General features: G+C 32.6%; 18 protein-coding genes. 6 read left to right on the top strand and 12 right to left on the bottom strand.

The genetic code is table 11. The features are described from left to right. Nucleotides 1-68: 68 nt before the first annotated feature. On the top strand, nt 69-842 hold the full coding sequence (locus PQ462_RS07090; RefSeq protein WP_012024467.1) for a carboxypeptidase-like regulatory domain-containing protein: 774 nt from the start codon (nt 69-71) through the stop codon (nt 840-842). 291 nt (nt 843-1,133) lie between these two features. Here the strand turns inward: PQ462_RS07090 and PQ462_RS07085 are convergent, their stop codons facing one another. Both PQ462_RS07085 and PQ462_RS07080 read right to left on the bottom strand, forming a co-directional pair. Next, complete coding sequence (locus PQ462_RS07085) at nt 1,134-2,594, bottom strand: aminoacyl-histidine dipeptidase (protein WP_274252898.1); 1,461 nt, start codon at nt 2,592-2,594, stop codon at nt 1,134-1,136. A 464-nt stretch (nt 2,595-3,058) separates the two neighbouring features. Further along, nucleotides 3,059-3,262, bottom strand: coding sequence for a hypothetical protein (locus tag PQ462_RS07080; RefSeq protein ID WP_274252897.1), 204 nt, complete (start codon nt 3,260-3,262; stop codon nt 3,059-3,061). Between the two features lie 84 nt (nt 3,263-3,346). Here PQ462_RS07080 and PQ462_RS07075 point away from each other — a divergent pair, with 84 nt between their 5' ends. From PQ462_RS07075 to PQ462_RS07065, 3 genes are all read left to right on the top strand, one after another. Beyond that, a complete protein-coding gene (locus tag PQ462_RS07075) occupies nt 3,347-4,408 on the top strand; it encodes a DUF3810 domain-containing protein (protein WP_274252896.1) in 1,062 nt (353 codons plus the stop codon). A 141-nt stretch (nt 4,409-4,549) separates the two neighbouring features. After that, nucleotides 4,550-5,044 carry an RNA polymerase sigma factor gene (locus PQ462_RS07070; protein ID WP_012024462.1) on the top strand — a complete coding sequence of 165 codons (495 nt, stop codon included), beginning with the start codon at nt 4,550-4,552 and terminating at the stop codon, nt 5,042-5,044. Between the two features lie 8 nt (nt 5,045-5,052). Further along, complete coding sequence (locus tag PQ462_RS07065) at nt 5,053-5,685, top strand: hypothetical protein (RefSeq protein ID WP_274252895.1); 633 nt, start codon at nt 5,053-5,055, stop codon at nt 5,683-5,685. A gap of 84 nt (nt 5,686-5,769) precedes the next feature. Here the strand turns inward: PQ462_RS07065 and PQ462_RS07060 are convergent, their stop codons facing one another. Together PQ462_RS07060 and PQ462_RS07055 are read right to left on the bottom strand one after the other, a co-directional pair. After that, a complete protein-coding gene (locus PQ462_RS07060; protein WP_274252894.1) occupies nt 5,770-6,579 on the bottom strand; it encodes a lysophospholipid acyltransferase family protein in 810 nt (269 codons plus the stop codon). A 126-nt stretch (nt 6,580-6,705) separates the two neighbouring features. Beyond that, nucleotides 6,706-7,356, bottom strand: coding sequence for an NUDIX hydrolase (locus tag PQ462_RS07055; RefSeq protein ID WP_149207982.1), 651 nt, complete (start codon nt 7,354-7,356; stop codon nt 6,706-6,708). A 90-nt stretch (nt 7,357-7,446) separates the two neighbouring features. On the opposite strand from PQ462_RS07055, the gene PQ462_RS07050 reads away from it, so the two are divergent. Next, complete coding sequence (locus PQ462_RS07050) at nt 7,447-7,887, top strand: DUF4268 domain-containing protein (RefSeq protein ID WP_012024458.1); 441 nt, start codon at nt 7,447-7,449, stop codon at nt 7,885-7,887. 99 nt (nt 7,888-7,986) lie between these two features. Here PQ462_RS07050 and PQ462_RS07045 read toward each other — a convergent pair whose 3' ends face one another. From PQ462_RS07045 to mnmA, 4 genes are read right to left on the bottom strand one after another with little or no spacing between them, the layout of a single operon-like run. After that, on the bottom strand, nt 7,987-8,397 hold the full coding sequence (locus tag PQ462_RS07045) for a hypothetical protein (protein ID WP_121362893.1): 411 nt from the start codon (nt 8,395-8,397) through the stop codon (nt 7,987-7,989). Nucleotides 8,398-8,416: 19 nt separating this feature from the next. Then, nucleotides 8,417-9,361, bottom strand: a complete 945-nt coding sequence (locus PQ462_RS07040) for an NAD(P)H-dependent flavin oxidoreductase (RefSeq protein WP_274252893.1) — start codon at nt 9,359-9,361, stop codon at nt 8,417-8,419. Between the two features lie 8 nt (nt 9,362-9,369). Further along, complete coding sequence (locus PQ462_RS07035; protein WP_274252892.1) at nt 9,370-10,971, bottom strand: S8 family serine peptidase; 1,602 nt, start codon at nt 10,969-10,971, stop codon at nt 9,370-9,372. 41 nt (nt 10,972-11,012) lie between these two features. Further along, the gene (gene mnmA, locus PQ462_RS07030) at nt 11,013-12,200 is read right to left on the bottom strand and encodes a tRNA 2-thiouridine(34) synthase MnmA (protein ID WP_149207985.1); all 1,188 of its coding nucleotides are present in this window, start codon (nt 12,198-12,200) and stop codon (nt 11,013-11,015) included. A gap of 140 nt (nt 12,201-12,340) precedes the next feature. Between mnmA and PQ462_RS07025 the strand changes: the two genes are divergently transcribed. Next, nucleotides 12,341-14,218, top strand: a complete 1,878-nt coding sequence (locus PQ462_RS07025) for a PEP/pyruvate-binding domain-containing protein (protein ID WP_274252891.1) — start codon at nt 12,341-12,343, stop codon at nt 14,216-14,218. 301 nt (nt 14,219-14,519) lie between these two features. Here the strand turns inward: PQ462_RS07025 and PQ462_RS07020 are convergent, their stop codons facing one another. The 4 genes from PQ462_RS07020 to PQ462_RS07005 all read right to left on the bottom strand — a co-directional run bounded on the left by PQ462_RS07020 (nt 14,520) and on the right by PQ462_RS07005 (nt 19,680). Then, a complete protein-coding gene (locus tag PQ462_RS07020; RefSeq protein ID WP_274252890.1) occupies nt 14,520-15,077 on the bottom strand; it encodes a DUF4956 domain-containing protein in 558 nt (185 codons plus the stop codon). A gap of 126 nt (nt 15,078-15,203) precedes the next feature. Continuing rightward, complete coding sequence (locus PQ462_RS07015) at nt 15,204-15,923, bottom strand: toxin-antitoxin system YwqK family antitoxin (protein WP_274252889.1); 720 nt, start codon at nt 15,921-15,923, stop codon at nt 15,204-15,206. Between the two features lie 149 nt (nt 15,924-16,072). Continuing rightward, nucleotides 16,073-17,983 carry a membrane protein insertase YidC gene (gene yidC, locus PQ462_RS07010; RefSeq protein ID WP_274252888.1) on the bottom strand — a complete coding sequence of 637 codons (1,911 nt, stop codon included), beginning with the start codon at nt 17,981-17,983 and terminating at the stop codon, nt 16,073-16,075. A gap of 83 nt (nt 17,984-18,066) precedes the next feature. Beyond that, complete coding sequence (locus tag PQ462_RS07005) at nt 18,067-19,680, bottom strand: CTP synthase (RefSeq protein WP_012024449.1); 1,614 nt, start codon at nt 19,678-19,680, stop codon at nt 18,067-18,069. Between the last annotated feature and the right edge of the window lie 81 nt (nt 19,681-19,761).

The following is a 19,761-nucleotide window of genomic DNA, read 5'->3' as shown; positions in this document are numbered from 1 at the left end:
ATAATTATATTCCAAGACTACGAAATATTTAATCTCGATTTACTACTTTTAGTGCTTTAAATCAGGATATGAAATATTTCGCAGTTTTCTTTTTTTTACTATTCTCGGCTGTTAGTTTTGCGCAAGATGTTGACTCATCAACCCCGCAAAGAGTTTCAGGTTACATTATAAACGACGATAGTAAACAGCCTCTTCCAAATGTAAATATCATTAACACAAACAAAGTACGCGGTGCAAAATCAGATTCAAAAGGATATTTTGAAATTGATGTACAGCCTAATGATACTATTCATTTCTCTCTTTTAGGATTTCAATCTCTTAGAATCAGAGTAACAAATGACTGGATAAAAAACAAAGTAACTCGAATTCAGCTTACTGAAAAAGCTATTGCTCTTGAAGAAGTTATCATTGCCCCTTTCAGTTTAACGGGCTATCTTGAAATTGACTCTAAACTGATCCCTACAAAAGAAAACTACCGTTATAGTATTTCTGGTCTTACACAAGGTTATGAAGCAGGAGAATACTCTCCAAATGCTTTTGGAAAAGTATTGGGCTCTATTTTTAACCCTGCCGATATGCTTTATAATTTCTTCGGAAAAAACAGCAGGGAGCTTAAAAAGCTTAAGGATATGAAAAAGGACGATACAATTAGAAATCTTTTAGAAACCAAATACGACCGTGAAACTATTGCTGTTTTATTAGGAATAAGCAAAGACGAAATCCCTGAAATTATGCATCGCTGCAACTATTCTGATGCTTTTATTCAATCAGCAAATGACTTACAGATCTTAGATGCCATAAGCGGTTGTTACGAGCAATACAAAGTATTAAAAAGGAATTAAAGCTTTACTCTTATCATACAAATCCTCAATTTTAAAAATTGGGGATTTTTTTATGCCTTTTAGGATTTAAAAAAGCTATATTTACTTAATAATCAATTTAAAACAATTAAAACAAATATCAATGGCAAAAAGTCAGGATGCTAAAAAACAGCAAAAAAAAGAACCGTTAAAAACGGCTAAAGAAAAGAAAGAAGAAAAAAGAGAGAAGAAAAACGCTCCAAAAAGGGATTAAGTTTTCAGCCGCAGTTTTCAGTCTCTAAGGAAACTGAAAACCGTGACTGAATACTGAGACTATTTAACCGGTATATTTGAAAGAATCTCTAATACAAATTTCCAATATTTCTGTGCAGATGAAATACTCGCTCTTTCGTCTGGAGAGTGCGCTCCGTGAATTGTGGGTCCAAAAGAAATCATATCCATTCCAGGATAATTTGTTCCTAAAATTCCACATTCTAAACCAGCGTGACAAGCTACAACTTTTGGCTGTTCGCCATTTTGTTTTTCGTAAATATCTTTTAAAACTTCTAATATTTCAGAGTTTACATTTGGAGTCCATCCCGGATAAGAACCAGAAAGTTCAACTTCACATCCTACTAATTCAAATGCAGAACGTAACGAATTAGCTAAATCAAATTTTGAAGATTCTACAGAAGAACGTGTTAAACATCCCACTAAAATTTCTCCGTCTTTTACAACAACGCGGGCAATATTATTTGAAGTTTCAACTAAATCAGCCATATCAGGACTCATTCTGTAAACTCCGTTTTGTGCAGCATAAATCGCTCTTATAATACCTTCCTGAACGCCTAAATCCATTATTTTTTCAGGCAAATCAGATTTTACGATTTCAATCGTTAAGTTAGGTTCCGTTGTTTTGTATTCTGCTTTAATATCAGAAATAATTTCCTGCATGTCATACACATACGCTTCATCAAACATTTGAGAAATAATTACTTTCGCAACACTTTCCCTCGGAATTGCATTTCTAAGACTTCCTCCGTTAATTTCAGAAACCTGCAGTCCAAAATTTTCAAAACCATCAAATAATAAACGGTTCATAATTTTGTTTGCGTTTCCTAAACCTTTATGAATATCCATTCCAGAATGTCCTCCATTTAAGCCTTTTACCGTAATAGTATAACCAACTGAAGCTTCAGAAACCTCTTCTTCATTATAAGTTCTTGTTGCCGTTACATCGATTCCACCAGCACATCCAATATCAATTTCATCATCTTCCTCTGTATCAAGATTCAACAAAATCTGACCTTGTAGAATTCCTCCCTTTAGATTTAAAGCTCCAGTCATTCCTGTTTCTTCATCAACAGTAAATAAAGCCTCGATTGCAGGATGCGGAATATCTTTGCTTTCCAAAACAGCCATAATAGTTGCCACTCCTAACCCATTGTCAGCTCCTAATGTTGTACCACGCGCACGAACCCAGTCACCATCAACATACATATCAATTCCTTGTGTATCAAAATCAAAAACGGTATCGGCATTTTTTTGGTGCACCATATCAAGATGTCCCTGCATTACTATTGGCTTGCGGTTTTCCATTCCCGGAGTTGCCGGTTTTCTGATGATTACATTTCGGATTTCATCTTCAAAAGTTTCTAAACCCAAGCTGTTTCCAAAGTTTTTCATAAACTCGATTACTCGCTCTTCTTTCTTTGAAGGACGCGGAACAGCGTTTAAATCTGCAAATTTATTCCAAAGTGCTTTTGGTTCCAGATTTCTTATTTCCTGACTCATTATATTTTGTTTGATGTTTAACAATTAAGAGCCTCAAAGTTACAAAGTTTAAATGCTTTTTCCGCCTCGAATTTCACGAATTAGCGCAAATTAAAACGACTTTAAAATAGAATTACACGAATATTCTATTTAAAGCAAGTAATACGAAAGTAAATTTAATTTTCTTAAAGAGGATATTTTGCAGGATTCATTGAAGTATTAAAAACAGATAAAATATATACTGTTTTTAATTTCTCATCGATGAAATAAAAAATGATAAATGAAAATTTTTTAGTGGGAAGACCACGATAATCTTTATATCTGATTTCAAAAAAAAGGATTTTTAGATAATGTATCTAAATGTTCGTCAATCACTTTATAAAAATATTCACCTAAACCGCTTTGCTTAGATTCATAATAATCAATAGCATTTTGTATATCAACGAGCGCTCTTGACTCAATAACAACATTAAAAATCATTTGCCTTATTTAAAACGCAATTCCTTTTTTGCTTCATTCCAAGGAAGAAACTCATCTGTTTTTGAAGTTGATCTTCTTTCGTCTAACAAATTTTTCATTTCTTCAGTCACTGAAAATTCATTTATTACAGTTTCATAATTGAATTTTTCTATTAACTGCATAAAGAATGACAATTCATTATCTGGAATATTTAAAGTGATTTGTGTCATTTTTTCCTTATTATTGAATAACAAATTTACAAAAAATAACACTAACTATCTTTTAATTATTATTTTTATACAAACGCAATAACCGTGACAAGAAAACATATCCTTCCCCTATTTCTTTTAATTCAGATTATCTTTTTAAAAGTTCTTCCGTTTTTTCCTGACTTTGTTGAAGGCTTTTACAGCAACAATTTATACATTAGAATTTCTCATTTCTTACGAATAGTTTTAGGTAAAATTCCTTTTTCTGTGGGCGACTGCATTTACGGTATTTTGATTATATCAATTATCAGCTGGTTCTGGAAAATTAGAAAAACATGGAAAACCGAATGGAAAGATCATATCTTAAAAATTTTAGGCAAAATTTCCGTTTATTATTTTCTGTTTCATGTGCTTTGGGCTTTTAATTATTATCGTGAACCTCTTTTCCAGAAAATGGAAATTAAAAGAGAATACAGCGATGCTGATTTATTAGCGTTCACAAAAAAACTGATTGTCAAAACAAATGAAATCCAGTTTAAGATCACAAAAAATAAGAACGAGAAAATTCAACTTCCGTATTCACAGGAAGAAGTTTTTAAAATGAATTTAAGCGGATATAACAATTTAGCACAAGAGCATCCATATTTTAAATACAACACATTAAGCGTTAAAAAATCACTATTCAGCGTTCCATTAACTTATATGGGATTTGGCGGTTATTTAAATCCGTTTACCAATGAAGCACAGGTAAATGATTTACTGCCTATGTATTCTTTCCCGCTCACGGCTTCACATGAAATGGCTCATCAAATTGGTTTTGCGAGTGAAAATGAATGTAATTTTATCGGCGTTTTGGCATGTGTGAAAAATGATAATTTATATTTTCAATATTCAGGATACAGCTTTGCATTGCGTTATTGTCTTGGAATCTGGAAGTTTAAAAATGAAAAAGTTTTTGAAAAATTAAAAAAAGAGATAAATCCCGGAATTTTAAAAAACTATCAGGAAAGCCAGGATTTCTGGAAAAAATACGACACCTTTATAGATAAAGGTTTTCACTTTCTGTATGATAATTTCCTGAAATCGAACAATCAAAAAGACGGAATGGAAAGCTACAGCAAGTTTATAGATTTGATGATTAATTATTATAAAACGAGAAAATTTTAGATTTTTCTGCCACAGATCGCACAGAGTAAAAGGATTTTTATTTTGTATTAAACAACTAAAAGAAATTATAATCTTTTAACGTGCGTCAAAAAAAATAAATTTAACTGTAACAAAAATGATTTCATAACTACTAATACTTTTATGAGCGAAAATCTAGAACAGTCATTTGTTGCACAATTGCAGGCAAATCAGAATATAATCCACAAGATTTGTAGGTTGTATACTGATGGCGAAGACGCTCATAAAGATTTATTTCAGGAAATCACCATTCAGCTCTGGAAAGCTTATCCAAAATTTAGAGGCGACAGTAAATTTTCGACCTGGACGTATCGTGTTGCTTTAAATACAGCAATTACATTATACCGAAAAACCAAAAGGACCATATCTACCGTAGATTATGAAAGTCATCAGCACTTTGTAAAAGATGTTGATTACAATTATGAAGAGGAAGAACAGATAAAATTGATGTATAAAGCAGTTTATCAGCTTAATGACATCGAAAAAGCATTAGTTTTTATGTATTTAGAAGACAAAGATTATCAAGAAATAGCCGAAACCTTAGGAATCAGCGAAGTGAATGCGCGTGTGAAAATGAACAGAATTAAAGGGAAACTTAAAAAAATACTAAATCCTTAAAAATTATTATGAAAGAACTGGATTTATTAAAAAAAGACTGGAAAAAGAACTCTGATTCTTTTCAACAAATTTCTGAAACAGAAATCTACAGAATGATTCACAAAAAATCATCTTCTATTGTAAAATGGATTTTGATTATTAGTATTCTGGAAATTTCATTTTGGACTTTCTCAAATTTGTTTATCAATACAGATGATGTTTTAAGAAAAATAAATCATCCTGAGATTGTTGTTACCCTTGAATATTTAACTTATTTGAATTATCTGGTGGGATTAATTTTTGTTTTTATTTTCTACAAAAATTACACTACGATTTCTACAACTGTTGCTACAAAATCTTTAATGAGCGCTATTTTAAGAACCAGAAAAACGGTTCAGTATTATGTGTGGTACAACTTAGGAATGATTGTGGTTACGTCTATTTTAAGCTTTTTTATCGCTTTTGTCTACAATCCTGATATGGCTTTTTTAAGAGAAAAATTAGCCGTAAACGGAAAAGCAATGTTTACCACAATTGGAATTTTAATTCTGGTAATCCTAGGTTTCTTTGGAGTGTTCTGGTGTTTCTACAGATTATTGTACGGAACTCTTTTACGCAGATTGTATTTGAATTACAAGGAGTTGAAGAAGATTGATTTTTAATTGAGGTTCAAAGGCTCAAAGATGCTAGTTTTCCAACTTGAAACTTGAAACTTGAAACCTGAAACAAAAAAATAACCTAAAATTCTAATAATCCCATTGTCTCATTTTGTTAAGTTCTTCTTGTGCTTTTATTTCTTCAGCAGGAATAACTTTTAAAAATGATGGATGCTGTTCGATTGCGTATTCTACTTTTTCTACGATCTGCTCGATAGTATCGTTTTCATAATCGATTTCAAGAGGCTCTTTAATTATAAAAGACTGAAGTATATTTTTCTTTTTCATACGAAGTCCTTTTTTATCAAAAGAACGACGGAAACCGTCAATTACAATAGGAATTACGATAGGTTTATGCTGTTTGATAATATGTGCTGTTCCTTTACGAACGGGCTTGAAAGATTTTGTTGTTCCCTGCGGAAAAGTAATAACCCAGCCGTCTTCAAGAGCAATTCTAATATTTTCGGTATCATTTGGGTTTACATCACGTTTTTCTGTAACGTCGACTCCTTTTGATCTCCATGTTCTTTCAACTGTAATAGCCCCAACATAAGCCAAAATCCTTGGCAACAATCCCGCCTGCATAGTTTCTTTTGCAGCAACATAATAAATATTCATTTTTGGCTGCCATAAATAACCAATGTTCTTAATAGTATCTTGACGTCCGCTTAAACTTGCGTTAAACACATGAAACATAGCCACAACATCAGCAAAATAAGTTTGGTGATTTGATATAAACAAAACATTTGTATCCGGAAGCGTTTTAATAATTTCAGATCCTTCAATCTGCAATTCATTAAAACCTCTATATCTTCTATGTGTCATGGCACCCAAAATACGGATTAACCATTTCTTGATGAATAATATATGACCGAAAGGATTTCGCTTAAACAATCCCATAATGCTTTTTATGTTATTTTAGGTTAAGTCGCAAACATACAAAAATTATTCTTTTAGCAGTAGTTTTATACAATTTACAGAATAAAACACTATTATCATGAATATCAAATTGTTAATTTTATTCTATTACGAATTTTCCGCAAAAGTTGTTTTTAAAACATCTCTCAATTCGCTTAAAATCATCGCTGTTGCTCCCCATACAATATGATTTTGAATATAGAATGCCGGAACCAGAATATCATTTCCGTAAGAAGTTGATAATGTGGTTTCGATCATAATTTCATCATCTAAAAAAACAGACAGCGGCAGTTCGATAATCGAAGCTACTTCACGCGCATCCGGATAAAATGAAAGTTCTTCTTTTGCAATTCCCAAATATGGATGAACCAAGAAGTTACTTGGCGGAATATACATGGGTGTAAAATGCTTTATAATTTCTATTTTCTCAGGAAGAACACCAATTTCTTCGCTTGTTTCACGCAGAGCTGTTTCCTGATAATCCCGATCTGTAAGTTCATATTTACCTCCCGGAAATGCTATTTGTGAGGAATGAACTCCGTTGTAAGCATTTCGGACAATTAAAATAAGATGTGTTTTTTCGTTTTTAGGATAAAACAGCATCATAACTGCAGCAATTCGCGGATTCTTTGCATTAATATCTAAATTTTTCAATGCCTGAATGCGTTCTAGAGGTGCCATTTTAGCGTGTGCCGTTTCTGCCGGAAGTTCAACTGGAATTAAATTAGGAACATATTGTAAAAATTGTTGAAAATCCATATTCAAAGTTTATTTTTGTACTTTCAATTAAAATATAAATATACTCTAGAAAATGCGGTTCTACAAGTTTTCTAAAACAAAGCCATAAAAATGTACAGCAGAGAAGAATCACAAAGAATGAAAAGGGAATTTTGGGTAGCTTTTGCAGAAAAGTATCCTAGAAAATGGGTTCTTTATGATACCAAAATAAAAGATTTCTCTTTTAAATTTTATGTAGACAATAAAAAAGCTCAGGTTTTAATTGACATTGAACACCGAAGCGACGAAAAACGATATGCTTATTTCGAAAAACTGGAAGCTTTAAAGAATATTCTGGAAGAAGAATTCATTAAAGATTTGGTTTTTGAAAAAAACTATACTCTTGAAAGCGGTAAAAACATAAGCCGAATCTGGGTTGAAAAACTTGGTGTTGGTTTTAGCAACCGCAATAACTGGGATGCAATTTTTGATTTTTTCAACGAAAAAATGCATGCTCTAGAAATGTTTTATCTGGAATATGATGAGTTTATTAAGGAAATTGACTCTTTATAGACTCTAAGATTCTGAGCTTCTAAGTTACTGAGGTTTTTATTTTATTATTAAAGCTAAAGTACTTAGTATCTTAGAAGCTCAGAACCTTAGAAGCTTATTTTAAACCGTAAAAATATTATAAACGATAATATGGTCATCGTAATTGATATAAAGCTGTTTACGGAAATCCTGTTTCTTTCTGGTAATAATTGAAAGTTTACATTCTTTTCCGTCGTTATCTTTACACAAGAAAGAATACACAATATCAGTATCATTTTCTTCTCTTTCTATATAATCCAAAATATTAAAAAGCTGGATTTCCTGAGAGTACACAACAATACGGTGTTTATCTGTATCTAATACAACCGAAAGATTTACCAAATCAAGGTTCGACCATTCGCCCCATTTTCCTCTCTCATTTTTTTGCAGTACGCTGAAACCTGAAGTTTTAAAATGATAGGATTGACTTTGAACTTGCTGCAGTCCAAAAGCTAAAAACAATATAATTATATAAGTGCGAATAGAATTCATAAATATTTCTTGCGGATAATTAAAAATCAAATGTAGCTTTTTCTTCGCGAGCAGCTTTAAAATCAGCTATCATTTCTTGAACAATTTGTTCGACAGGTAAAATTTCATGAATCAGTCCGGCGATTTGTCCTATTTCGAGTTCACCTTCTTCCAAGTCACCTTCAAACATTCCTTTTTTGGCTCTGGCTCTTCCTAATAATTCGATCAAATCTTCTTTAGAAGGACATTTTTCATATAGAGCCTGAACATCATTATAAAACTTATTTTTAACCAATCGAACCGGAGCTAATTCTTTTAAAGTCAATTGAGTATCTCCTTCTTTTATATTAACTATTGTTTGTTTAAAATTATTGTGGGCAGATGATTCTATCGATGCAGCAAAACGGCTTCCAACCTGAACACCATCGGCACCTAAAACCATTACTGCAAGCATTCCCCTTCCGGTTGCAATTCCGCCGGCAGCAATAATTGGAATTTGGATTTTTTCCTTTACCATCGGAATCAAAGTCAAAGTAGTAGTTTCATCACGTCCGTTATGTCCGCCCGCTTCAAAACCTTCGGCCACAATAGCATCTACGCCAGCATCTTGCGCCTTTAAGGCAAAAATACTGCTGCTGACTACATGTACTACTGTTATTCCTTTTTCTTTTAAAAATGAAGTCCATGTTTTTGGATTTCCTGCGGAAGTGAAAACGATTTTAACGCCTTCTTCAACCACGATATTCATGATCTCTTCAATATTAGGATATAACATCGGAATATTAACTCCAAATGGCTTATCGGTAGCTTTTTTACATTTCTGGATATGCTCTCTCAAAACATCAGGATACATAGATCCTGCGCCAATTAGACCTAATCCTCCGGCATTACTCACTGCCGATGCTAATTTATAACCGCTATTCCAGATCATGCCGCCTTGAATAATTGGGTATTTTATATTGAAAAGCGTTGTAATTCTATTCATTAAAACTATTATTGTTTTATTATTTTTCCTGTTTTATGTAAGCTTCCTGCATCGAAAGTATAAAAATAAAGTCCGTTTGTTAAACCTTCTACAGAAAGCACCGGATTTTGATTTGTGATTTGTTTCTCAATCAGCTTTTGTCCTAATAATGAATAGATAGAAACAGAAGCGGTTTCGTTACCAAACAAAAATGAAATATTTGATTTTGTTGGATTTGGATAGACCAAAAAATCTGAAGTTGACTGGAAAGTTTGAGTTCCTAGAGTAGAGCCAAAATTTGGTATTCCGTATCCATAATTAGTATCAGGAGTAGTATATCTGTCGGCAGAAGCCAAAATCATTTGCCTGATTTCTTTATTGGTTTTGGTTGGAAAAGCCTGCCATAAAGAAGCTGCCATTCCAGCCATAATTGGGCATGAAAAAGAAGTTCCATCGGCAATTCCTATACTTCCGTTTACATTAGCTACTGTTGCCGCAGATCCCTGTGCCATTACATCTGGTTTTATTCTTCCATCATAACTTGGTCCAATCGAACTGAAACTCGATTTTACTTTAGCTGCTGTAACCGCACCAATTGCCAAAACTGATACAGCATCGGCCGGAGAACCAATATGTTTTTCTGTCGTATTTCCTTCATTTCCGGCAGAAGCCAAAACTAATATTCCTTTGCTAAAAGCTATTTCTGCACCTCGCGAAATAAAAGTTGTTATTCCGTTCATGTCGCTGTAGGTGTGATTATATCTCGGCTCTGTGCGATCGCCAAAATATCCTAATGAAGTAGTTATTATATCAACCCCCAAAGCATCAGCTCTTTCGGCAGCTTCAACCCATAAAGATTCTTCTACAGGATTTTCTACGGCATCAATTTCTGTAATAAAAAGATAATATGATGCATTTGGAGCTGTTCCAACCAAAGCATTTTCTTTATAACCTCCCATAGTTGAGAGTACTAAAGTTCCGTGATCGTCTCCCGTATAAAAATTGTCATTTCGGGTAGTAAAGTCGTAACCTCCCAGAATTCGGTTGTTATTTCTAAGATTTTCAAAAGGCTGGGCTGTATTTACACCTGGAAAACCGGCATCTAAAACGGCTATAATTTTTCCTTCTCCGGTAAAATTCTGCTGATGCAAAACCTCACCGTTTAACATCTGAATTTGATTGGCAGAATTACCATACGAATAATCAACAGTAGTTTTTAACTTATCCAGTGTTTCACTTGTTTTTGCTTCTGAGACTTTTTTCGCAGTGGTATTTAAACTTTTATCTGCAAACTCAACTTTTGTTACAAAAGATAATCCTTTTAAAGCATTGATATTAGCTTGTGTACCGCGAATGTGAAGTGCATTAAGCCACTTAGACTGTGCCATCACTGTTATTCCTGTACTAGATTTAATTTGGTTTACAAATGAAGTTTCTAACGGTGCATCTGTTAAATCTAAAACTATATTTTGATTTGTTCTTCGGTCTAATGCTCTTTGTGATAGTTCTGATAAAGGATTACTAAAGAATGCCTGAGCATTGGGTTTTGCATTAAAATAAACCCAGGCATCTTCTTGAGCAAATACTGCAAACGAAAGAAATAATAAAAGAAAAGTAAAGTTATATCTCATAGTATACTTTTTATGGAATTTCTTCCTAAGAAAGTATAAAGCTAAGAAATTACTCCCGAACCAACTAATTCATTTTCTAAATACCAGGCAACAAATTGTCCTTCTGTAATAGCAGACTGAGGCTCATCAAAATGAACATACATTCCGTTTGCAAACTGATGTAAAGTTGCTTTTTGCAATGGCTGACGGTAACGAATTCTTGCCATTACTTCCATCTGTTCGCCTTCTTTCAGTTTCAAATCTTCACGAACCCAGTGTACCTCAGAATTACCAACAAATAAAGCTTTTTTAAACAACCCAGGATGATTGCTCGTTAAACCAGTATAAATTGTATTAGTATCAACATCGGTAGCAATTACAAATAATGGGTCTGTAGTACCTCCAACATTTAATCCTTTTCTTTGTCCAACAGTAAAATAATGTGCTCCCTGATGTTTACCCATAACTTTACCCATTTCCGGACTATAGTTCAGTTTTTGAGATTCGATTTTTAATTCTTCTTCTAAAGACAATCCAGCTTGTTTTTCAACATTGTAAATAGGATCATTTTTATCAATCTGAACAATTGTACCTTCTTTTGGCTGTAATTTCTGTTGTAAAAATTCAGGTAAACGCACTTTTCCAATAAAGCAAAGTCCTTGCGAATCTTTCTTTTCTGCAGTAACCAATTCCATTTCTGCAGCAATTTCGCGAACTTCTGGTTTTGTCAAAGCCCCAATTGGAAACAATGCTTTTGATAATTGTTCCTGAGATAACTGGCATAAAAAATACGACTGATCTTTGTTAACATCATTTCCAGCAATTAATTGATAAACCGTTTTTCCGTCAACTTCAATTTCGCTTTTTTGGCAGTAATGTCCAGTTGCAACATAATCAGCTCCAAGACTTAGAGCGATTTTCATAAAAACATCAAATTTGATTTCGCGGTTACAAAGCACGTCAGGATTTGGAGTTCTTCCTTTTTCATATTCGTTGAACATGTAATCAACGATTTTTTCTTTGTATTCTTCGCTTAAATCAACTGTCTGAAACGGTATTCCAAGTTTTTCTGCAACCAATAAAGCATCGTTACTATCTTCTAACCAAGGACATTCGTTAGAAATAGTAACCGAATCATCGTGCCAGTTCTTCATAAAAAGGCCAATAACTTCGTATCCTTGCTGCTGCAATAAATAAGCTGCAACACTAGAATCTACTCCACCAGAAAGACCAACTACTACTCGTTTCATTTTAAAATATTTATTTTTACAAGGGTGCAAAGATACGCCATATTTTAGAAAATCGTAATGGTTTTGATTGGTTTATATAATCTGCTAGTAGATAAAACTTATGGTTTAAATACTTACTTTTAATATTCAATAAAATTGTCATGAAAAAATACATTTACAGCTTGTTTTTCTTTCTCATTTTTATGTCTTTAAGTGCGCAGAGATATTCTTCATCATTAGAAAATTACGAAGCATATAAGGCATTTAGAGGAAAACCTTTGTCTGATAAATTTTCGAATATCGAATCTGTGAAAGTAATTTATGATTTACGAAAACAGAAAATGTATTATTTCAACAGCACCTTGATTCCACTTCACTATGATTTCGTAATTAATTATCTGCATTACAATCACGATTTAGAAGTTTTTAATAATGATAATTACAGCAATACTCAAAAAAACCGCGATTTTTTACTTGGAAATCTAAATCATATTAAAGGAACTGATAAATGGATTTTTGAATTGGCAGCTTCAGATCACATGCCTATTGAAATTATAGAACGATTTTTCAACTTGGTCAAAAAATCAACTTTTATTGGTGAAAACCTAAAGTTTTATCTCAATAATCCAGAACAAATGGAATGGTTTCGTTTGGAACAGTTTAAAATACCTTGTGTAAAATCAGATTATATTTTTAATGAAATACAATATCAGGAAGTCGTTTCCGGAACTAATATTGGTATTTTAAGACAATACAAAATCAAGGATTTAGAAAAAGTAAAACCTAATCCGGATGAAATTGTTGTTTTAGACGGAACGCCGGATATTTTGCCAAACGTAAGAGGAATTATAGTCAACGAACTCCAAACGCCGCTAAGTCATTTGGTGCTTTTAGGCAAAAACAGAAAAATCCCAATTATGGCCTATACAATGGCCTTAAAAGATGAAAACATAAAGAAACTAATTTCTAAAAAAGTAGAATTAAAAATCAAGTCTGATACTTTTTTTATTAAAGAAACTGATAAAAAAATAGTCATTAAAACAAATTCAAAAAAGAAAAAGCTCACTATCGACAACACGGTTACAGATTTAGTAGATTTATCTAAAATTCCAAAAAAAGGAGTGAATTATATTGGATCTAAAGCGCAGAACATGGCGTATTTAATTGCGATTTCTAAAGAAATTCCGTTTAGAACTCCAGAAGACGCACATGCCATTCCGTTTTATTTTTATACAAAACATATTCAAAAAGAATCTATTTTGCCTCTAATAAATCAGCTTTTGGCATTTCCTAAGAAAGATTCTACCGTTTGGATTAATCAGCAGTTAAAAAAAATACGCGATGCAATTAAAAAAGAACCTGTAGATCCTGAATTAATTTCTAAACTGAATATGGCTTTTAAAAATGCTAAATTCAAAAATTTCAGATTCCGCTCGTCAACAAATGCCGAAGATTTGGATGATTTTAACGGGGCTGGTTTATATGATTCTAAAACCGGAATTTTAGGCGACAGTATTAAAACATTTGAAAAAGCAATTAAACAAGTCTGGGCAAGTGTCTGGAATGAAGCTTCATATAATGAAAGAGAACTATTTGGAATTGATCAGCAGAATATTGCAATGGGAGTTTTGGTTCACCGTTCTTTTCCAGATGAACTGGCAAATGGCGTCGTGATTACAAAGAATATTTTCAGGCAAAATTTTTCAGGAATTACAGTAAATGTTCAAAAAGGAGAAAACTCGGTTGTAAAGCCGGAAAAAGGTGAAATCTGCGAGCAGTTTGTGGCTTATCACTTTAATTCCGGAACTAACGATGATGATTTTGATGTTGATTATACTTCAAACTCAAATCTAAATGACAATGAACCTTTGCTAAGCAGAAAAGAAATGAGCAGGCTTTTTATGGTCAGTAAAAAAATTGAGGAAAAAATGTATCGTTACTGGCGAAAAAGCTTATTTCATCCTGTAGATATTGAGTTTAAAATTGTGGGAGAAAATCGGGATTTATACATCAAACAGGTTCGGCCTTTTAATGATTAGAAACAATTTGACATTTAGGCCATTGGTTGCGAAGAATAATTTATTCTGCCACAGATTAAAGGATTAAATGATTTAAAAATATGCTGGCAAACTCTCTCAGATTCTACAGATCTAGCAGATTATTCTTCGGGAAACTTTATTAATAATCCCAGAGGGATTGCATATTTATAGAATAAAATGATTTTGTGTATAAACAGAGCGCCAACGGGGTGGCATATGGTAATTTCGCTCCTCTGAAGCTTTATTTGGTGCGAATAATCGCTTTTCTATAAATAACTTCTCCGGAGCTTTTGAATTAACCTTAATAAAAAACCAAAAGATCTATTTCGTTTGTAACCATATTTACCAAAACGATTTTAAAATCGAAATGTTTAATATTTATTTTTTCCTGAATTGCTTTGCGGATGTTTCCATTTTCTAAAGAAAAATCACTTACTAAAGGAATTTTCATATCGATTGCATTTAAATAGCTGGAAGCTTTTTTATTGACAATAACCGAGGCCGCAATATAAAAACCAATTATGATAACCTGAAAAAAGAGCAATATTTCAATTTTTTCAAAAGGATACATAATATCTAAAATAGAAAGTGTAATTGTCGCAAAAAGAAAAATTATAGCGTTTACTGTAAAGGATTGTGTTCTAAATCTCAGAATCGAAAAAATGGCGAATAAGCCAAAACCAATTCCAACACCGATTTCAATTTTTGTAAACAAATAGCAAAGCGAAAATGTGCAAAGTCCCACAATTACCATTAATGGATTTATGGTTTCATTATCTTTTCTATTAGAGAAAAAATACAGAACCAGTATCGAAAGAAACAATAACAAAAATCGTCCTGCAAGTTCGTTTAAATCCATTGAATCAAATTATTAGCAAATCAAATTTAAACAATTAGACAAAAAAAAGAGCCGCAAATTCACAAATTTTAGTTTTATAACAAATTTGTGAATTTGCGGCTGAAAATTTTAAATATTTTAAACTCTTTAATTGCTCATTTTAGGTTTAGAATCGGCTTTATAGCTTGCTTTTGGGTCGCTCATATTTACTTCTTTAGTCAATTTGCCTTTAGTATAAAACTGCCACATTCCGGCTTTTTTTCCGTTTACAAATTTCCCCTTAGATGCTATAGCTCCGTCTGCGTCATAAAAAACAGCATCACCATTAAACTCATTATTTTTATATGTCGCATCTTCTAAAAGTGTTCCGTTTTGTCCGTATTTTTTATAATTCCCTTCTCTTGAACCATTCTGATACGTCATTTCTTCGGCAACTTTAGCATTTGGATAATAAACTGTTTTTAATCCGTGAAGTTTGCCGTTTTTATAGTTTTCAGTACTCATTAAAACTTTAGAAGCTTTGTGATAATATTTCCATTCTCCCTCTCTCTCCTTTCCTATTTCTTTTCCTTCGCTTACTTTGTTTTTTTTCTGATCGTAAAAAATAGTGTATGAACTTCCATCATTAGCCGTAAAATCACGCGTTGCAATTATGTCGCCTTTTTGTGTGTCATCAAAAAAATTAAAAATTCCGGTTTCTTTTCCGTGACTGAAAGTTCCTTCATAACGAGGACGTTTAGATTCATAAACTCCTTTCCAGACACCGTCTTTTTTACCGTTTGCATCTAATTTATTAAACTCCGTTTGAGCGCTTAAAATAAAAACATTTAATAATGTCAGTCCAATTGCTAGTTTTTTAGAAATCATGTTTTATTCAATTTTTAAGTTAAACGAAAAATCGTTTCACAAAGTATAATTGGTGTTTCTCAAAAAATAAAATTTTGATTATTTTTCCTGAAAACCAACTCTCTAAAATAAAAAAATCCCGATTGAATCGAGATTTTTTTATTATTTAATTATTTCTTTTTGTTTTGATTTTTCTTCGCCGCTTCTTGTTGTTCCATTACTTCCTGAAGACGCTGTTGGAATTTGCTTGGCTTTTTAGGTTCTCTTTGTTTGTTTTCCTGAATTTGAGCGTGAATTTTATCACTGTCTACAATATAATTTTTGATTACAAACATAATTCCAATAGTAATTAAGTTTGAAATAAAGTTATACAAACTCAATCCAGCTCCATAACTATTGAAGAAAATTAACATCATTAATGGCGAAACATAAATCATGATTTTCATCATTTTTGCCATATCCGGCATACCTTCCTGCTGAGGCGCAGCCATTTGCTGATCTCCAGAAGTCATTTTCATGTAGAAGAAAATCGCAATTGCTGCCAAAATTGGAAACAAACTAATATGATCTCCGTACAATGGAATATGGAATGGTAATTTTACAACTGAGTCAAAAGATGATAAATCGTCTGCCCATAGGAACCCTTTCTGTCTTAATTCAAAAGCAGCAGGGAAAAACTGGAACGAAGCATACATAAAAGGAAGCTGAATCAATGCCGGAATACATCCTGCCATAGGATTTACTCCTGCTTTGTTGTACAGTTTCATTGTTTCCTGTTGTTTTTTCATTGGGTCTTTTTTAAATTTTTCTCCCAACTCTGCAATATCAGGACGTAAAACTTTCATTTTAGCCTGAGACAGGAACGATTTATAGGTAATTGGCGACATTGCCAATTTGATAATAATGGTAAAAATGATAATTGCAATTCCTAATGATAATCCAATTGTTGAACTTAAGAATCCAAATAATGGTACAAATATCAATTTATTAATCCATCCAAAGATTCCCCATCCCAGCGGGATAATTTTTTGGAAATTCTTATCATATGATTTTAAAACTTTATAATCTGCAGGTCCAAAATACCATTGCATTTTATAATCAATTTCGCCATTTGAAAATGCTAATGGAACGTTTGCTTTGAACTGTTTAGTAAAAACAGTGTCAATTTTTTCGTCATTTACTAAATTAATTGACTCTAATTTAGTAGTTTCAAATGGTTTATCTGTTACTAAAATAGAAGTAAAGAAGTGTTGTTTGTAAGCTATAAAACTAACTTTATCAACTGTTTCTTCTTCATGTTTTCCTAAACCTGCATAATTTATCTTCCCATCTTCGTGCTCATAATAAATTTCAGCATAACGGTTTTCATAAGAAATACTTTTTTCGTTTCTGTAAGTTTTTAAATCCCATTGTAAATCTAATGGTTTAGCCGAATTTAAAACTTTGTTTAATCCTTGAGAACGAACATCAAAACCAACTAAGTAATCATTTGGTTTTAATACATATTTATATTCTAAAAATTCATTAGCCCCAGCTTTTAAACGCATAGATAAAACCTGATCTGCACCAATTTTTTCTAAAGTTGGTTCGAAAAACAAATCTTTAGTATTTAAAGTTCTGTTATCGACTGTTTGCAGCTGAATGTTTAAATGAGCATTATTGTCTTTAATCAATTCAACTAACTGCCCTGAATTTTTTTCAAACTTTTTAAATTCTTTTAAAGTAGCTTCAACTATATAACCACCTTTATTAGCGATTTTAAGTTTGATCTTTTCATTTTCAATAGTTGTAAAAGCTTCTTTTGCAGAAGGAAGCGCAGCAGAATATGCAAAACCACCTAAAGTTTTTTGCAATTGTGCCAATTGAACTGTATCACCTGGTGTTACTGCAGTTGGAGCAACAGCTGTTTTAGCTTTATCAGCTTTTGCCTGAGCTTCTTGTTTAGCTACTAATTCTTTCTTGGCTTTTTCAGCAGCAATTTCTTTCTCAGAAGGCTGATTTTGATACATGATCCAAATCAAAATTCCGAATATCAATACAAAACCAATGATTGAATTAAGGTCTAATTTTTTTTCTTCCATTATTAATTTAAAAAAGTTATTCGTTGAAGCTTATTAGTAATGAGTTGATCTCAAAAGTTACATTCTTCTCAGAATATTAATTATTATTTTTTATGCGCATTTACAGCAGCTGCCACAAAGTTTACAAATATTGGGTGCGGATTTGCAACTGTACTTTTGTATTCTGGGTGGTATTGTACACCAATAAAGAACGGGTGGTTTTCAAGCTCTACGATTTCAACTAATCCGGTATCCGGGTTTACTCCAGAAGCTTTTAAACCTGCTTTCTGTAATTCATCAGCATATTTATTATTGTACTCATAACGGTGGCGGTGACGTTCTGAAATTGTTTTTTCACCGTAAATTCTGTGTGCAAGTGTATTTGGTTTAATATCACATTTCCAAGCTCCTAAACGCATTGTTCCGCCTTTGTCTGTAATATTTTTTTGCTCTTCCATTAAATTCACAACCGGATGAGGCGTTTTCTCGTTCATTTCTGTAGAATTGGCATCGGCATAACCTAATATATTTCTAGAATACTCGATAACAGACATCTGCATTCCTAAACAAATTCCGAAAAACGGAATATTGTTTTCACGAACATAACGAACTGCTTCGATTTTCCCTTCAATACCTCTTTCTCCAAATCCTGGAGCAACTAAAACTCCATCAAGAGTTCCCAATTTCTCTTCTACGTTATCAGCATTAATATGCTCTGAGTGAATTGAAATTACATTTACTTTAGTTTCATTTGCAGCACCTGCATGAATGAACGCCTCCAAAATAGATTTGTAACAATCCTGCATTTCTACATATTTTCCAACCAAACCAATATTTACAGTCTGTTTTGGACTTTTTAATCTTTTTAAGAAAGTATTCCAGTTTTTAAGATCCGGAGATGCTTTCTTAGGCAGATCTAATTTCTTTAAAGCTACAACATCTAATCCTTCTTCAAGCATTAAATTTGGAACTTCATATATAGTAGAAGCATCAATAGACTGAATAACTGCTTCTTTTTTAACATTACAAAACAAAGCAAGTTTTTGACGTAATTCCTGAGATAACTCGTGCTCAGTTCTACAAACCAAAATATCAGCTTTGATTCCGCTTTCCATTAAAGTTTTTACAGAGTGCTGTGTTGGTTTTGTTTTCAACTCACCTGCTGCAGCCAAATAAGGAACTAAAGTTAAATGAATAACAATTCCGTTATTTTCTCCTAATTCCCAAACTAACTGACGAACAGACTCTATATAAGGTAATGATTCAATATCACCCACTGTTCCACCAATTTCCGTAATTACAATATCATAATCGCCAGATTTACCCAGCAGCTGCATTCTGTCTTTGATTTCGTTTGTGATGTGAGGAACAACCTGAACTGTTTTTCCTAAAAACTCTCCTCTTCTTTCTTTTTCAATAACCGAAAGATAAACTCTTCCTGTAGTAACGTTATTGGCCTGAGAAGTAGGAACATTAAGGAAACGCTCATAATGACCTAAATCTAAATCTGTTTCTGCACCATCATCTGTTACATAACATTCTCCGTGCTCATACGGGTTTAGTGTTCCCGGATCCACATTAATATACGGATCAAATTTTTGAATAGTTGTACGGTATCCTCTTCCTTGTAACAATTTTGCTAAAGATGCTGCAATGATCCCTTTTCCTAATGAAGAAGTCACACCGCCTGTAACAAAAATATATTTTGTTTGATTCATTCTGTTGTTGTTTGTAAGTAGTTGTGTAAAAAACTTGGCAAAAGTACAAATTTAATTAGACAATTTATCAATTCGATAATG

Origin of the sequence: Flavobacterium sp. KACC 22758 (assembly GCF_028736135.1) — a bacterium.
GTDB lineage: Bacteria > Bacteroidota > Bacteroidia > Flavobacteriales > Flavobacteriaceae > Flavobacterium > Flavobacterium johnsoniae.
The sequence above is the reverse complement of the archived record's forward strand: the minus strand, read 5'-3'. Positions and strand labels throughout refer to the sequence as shown.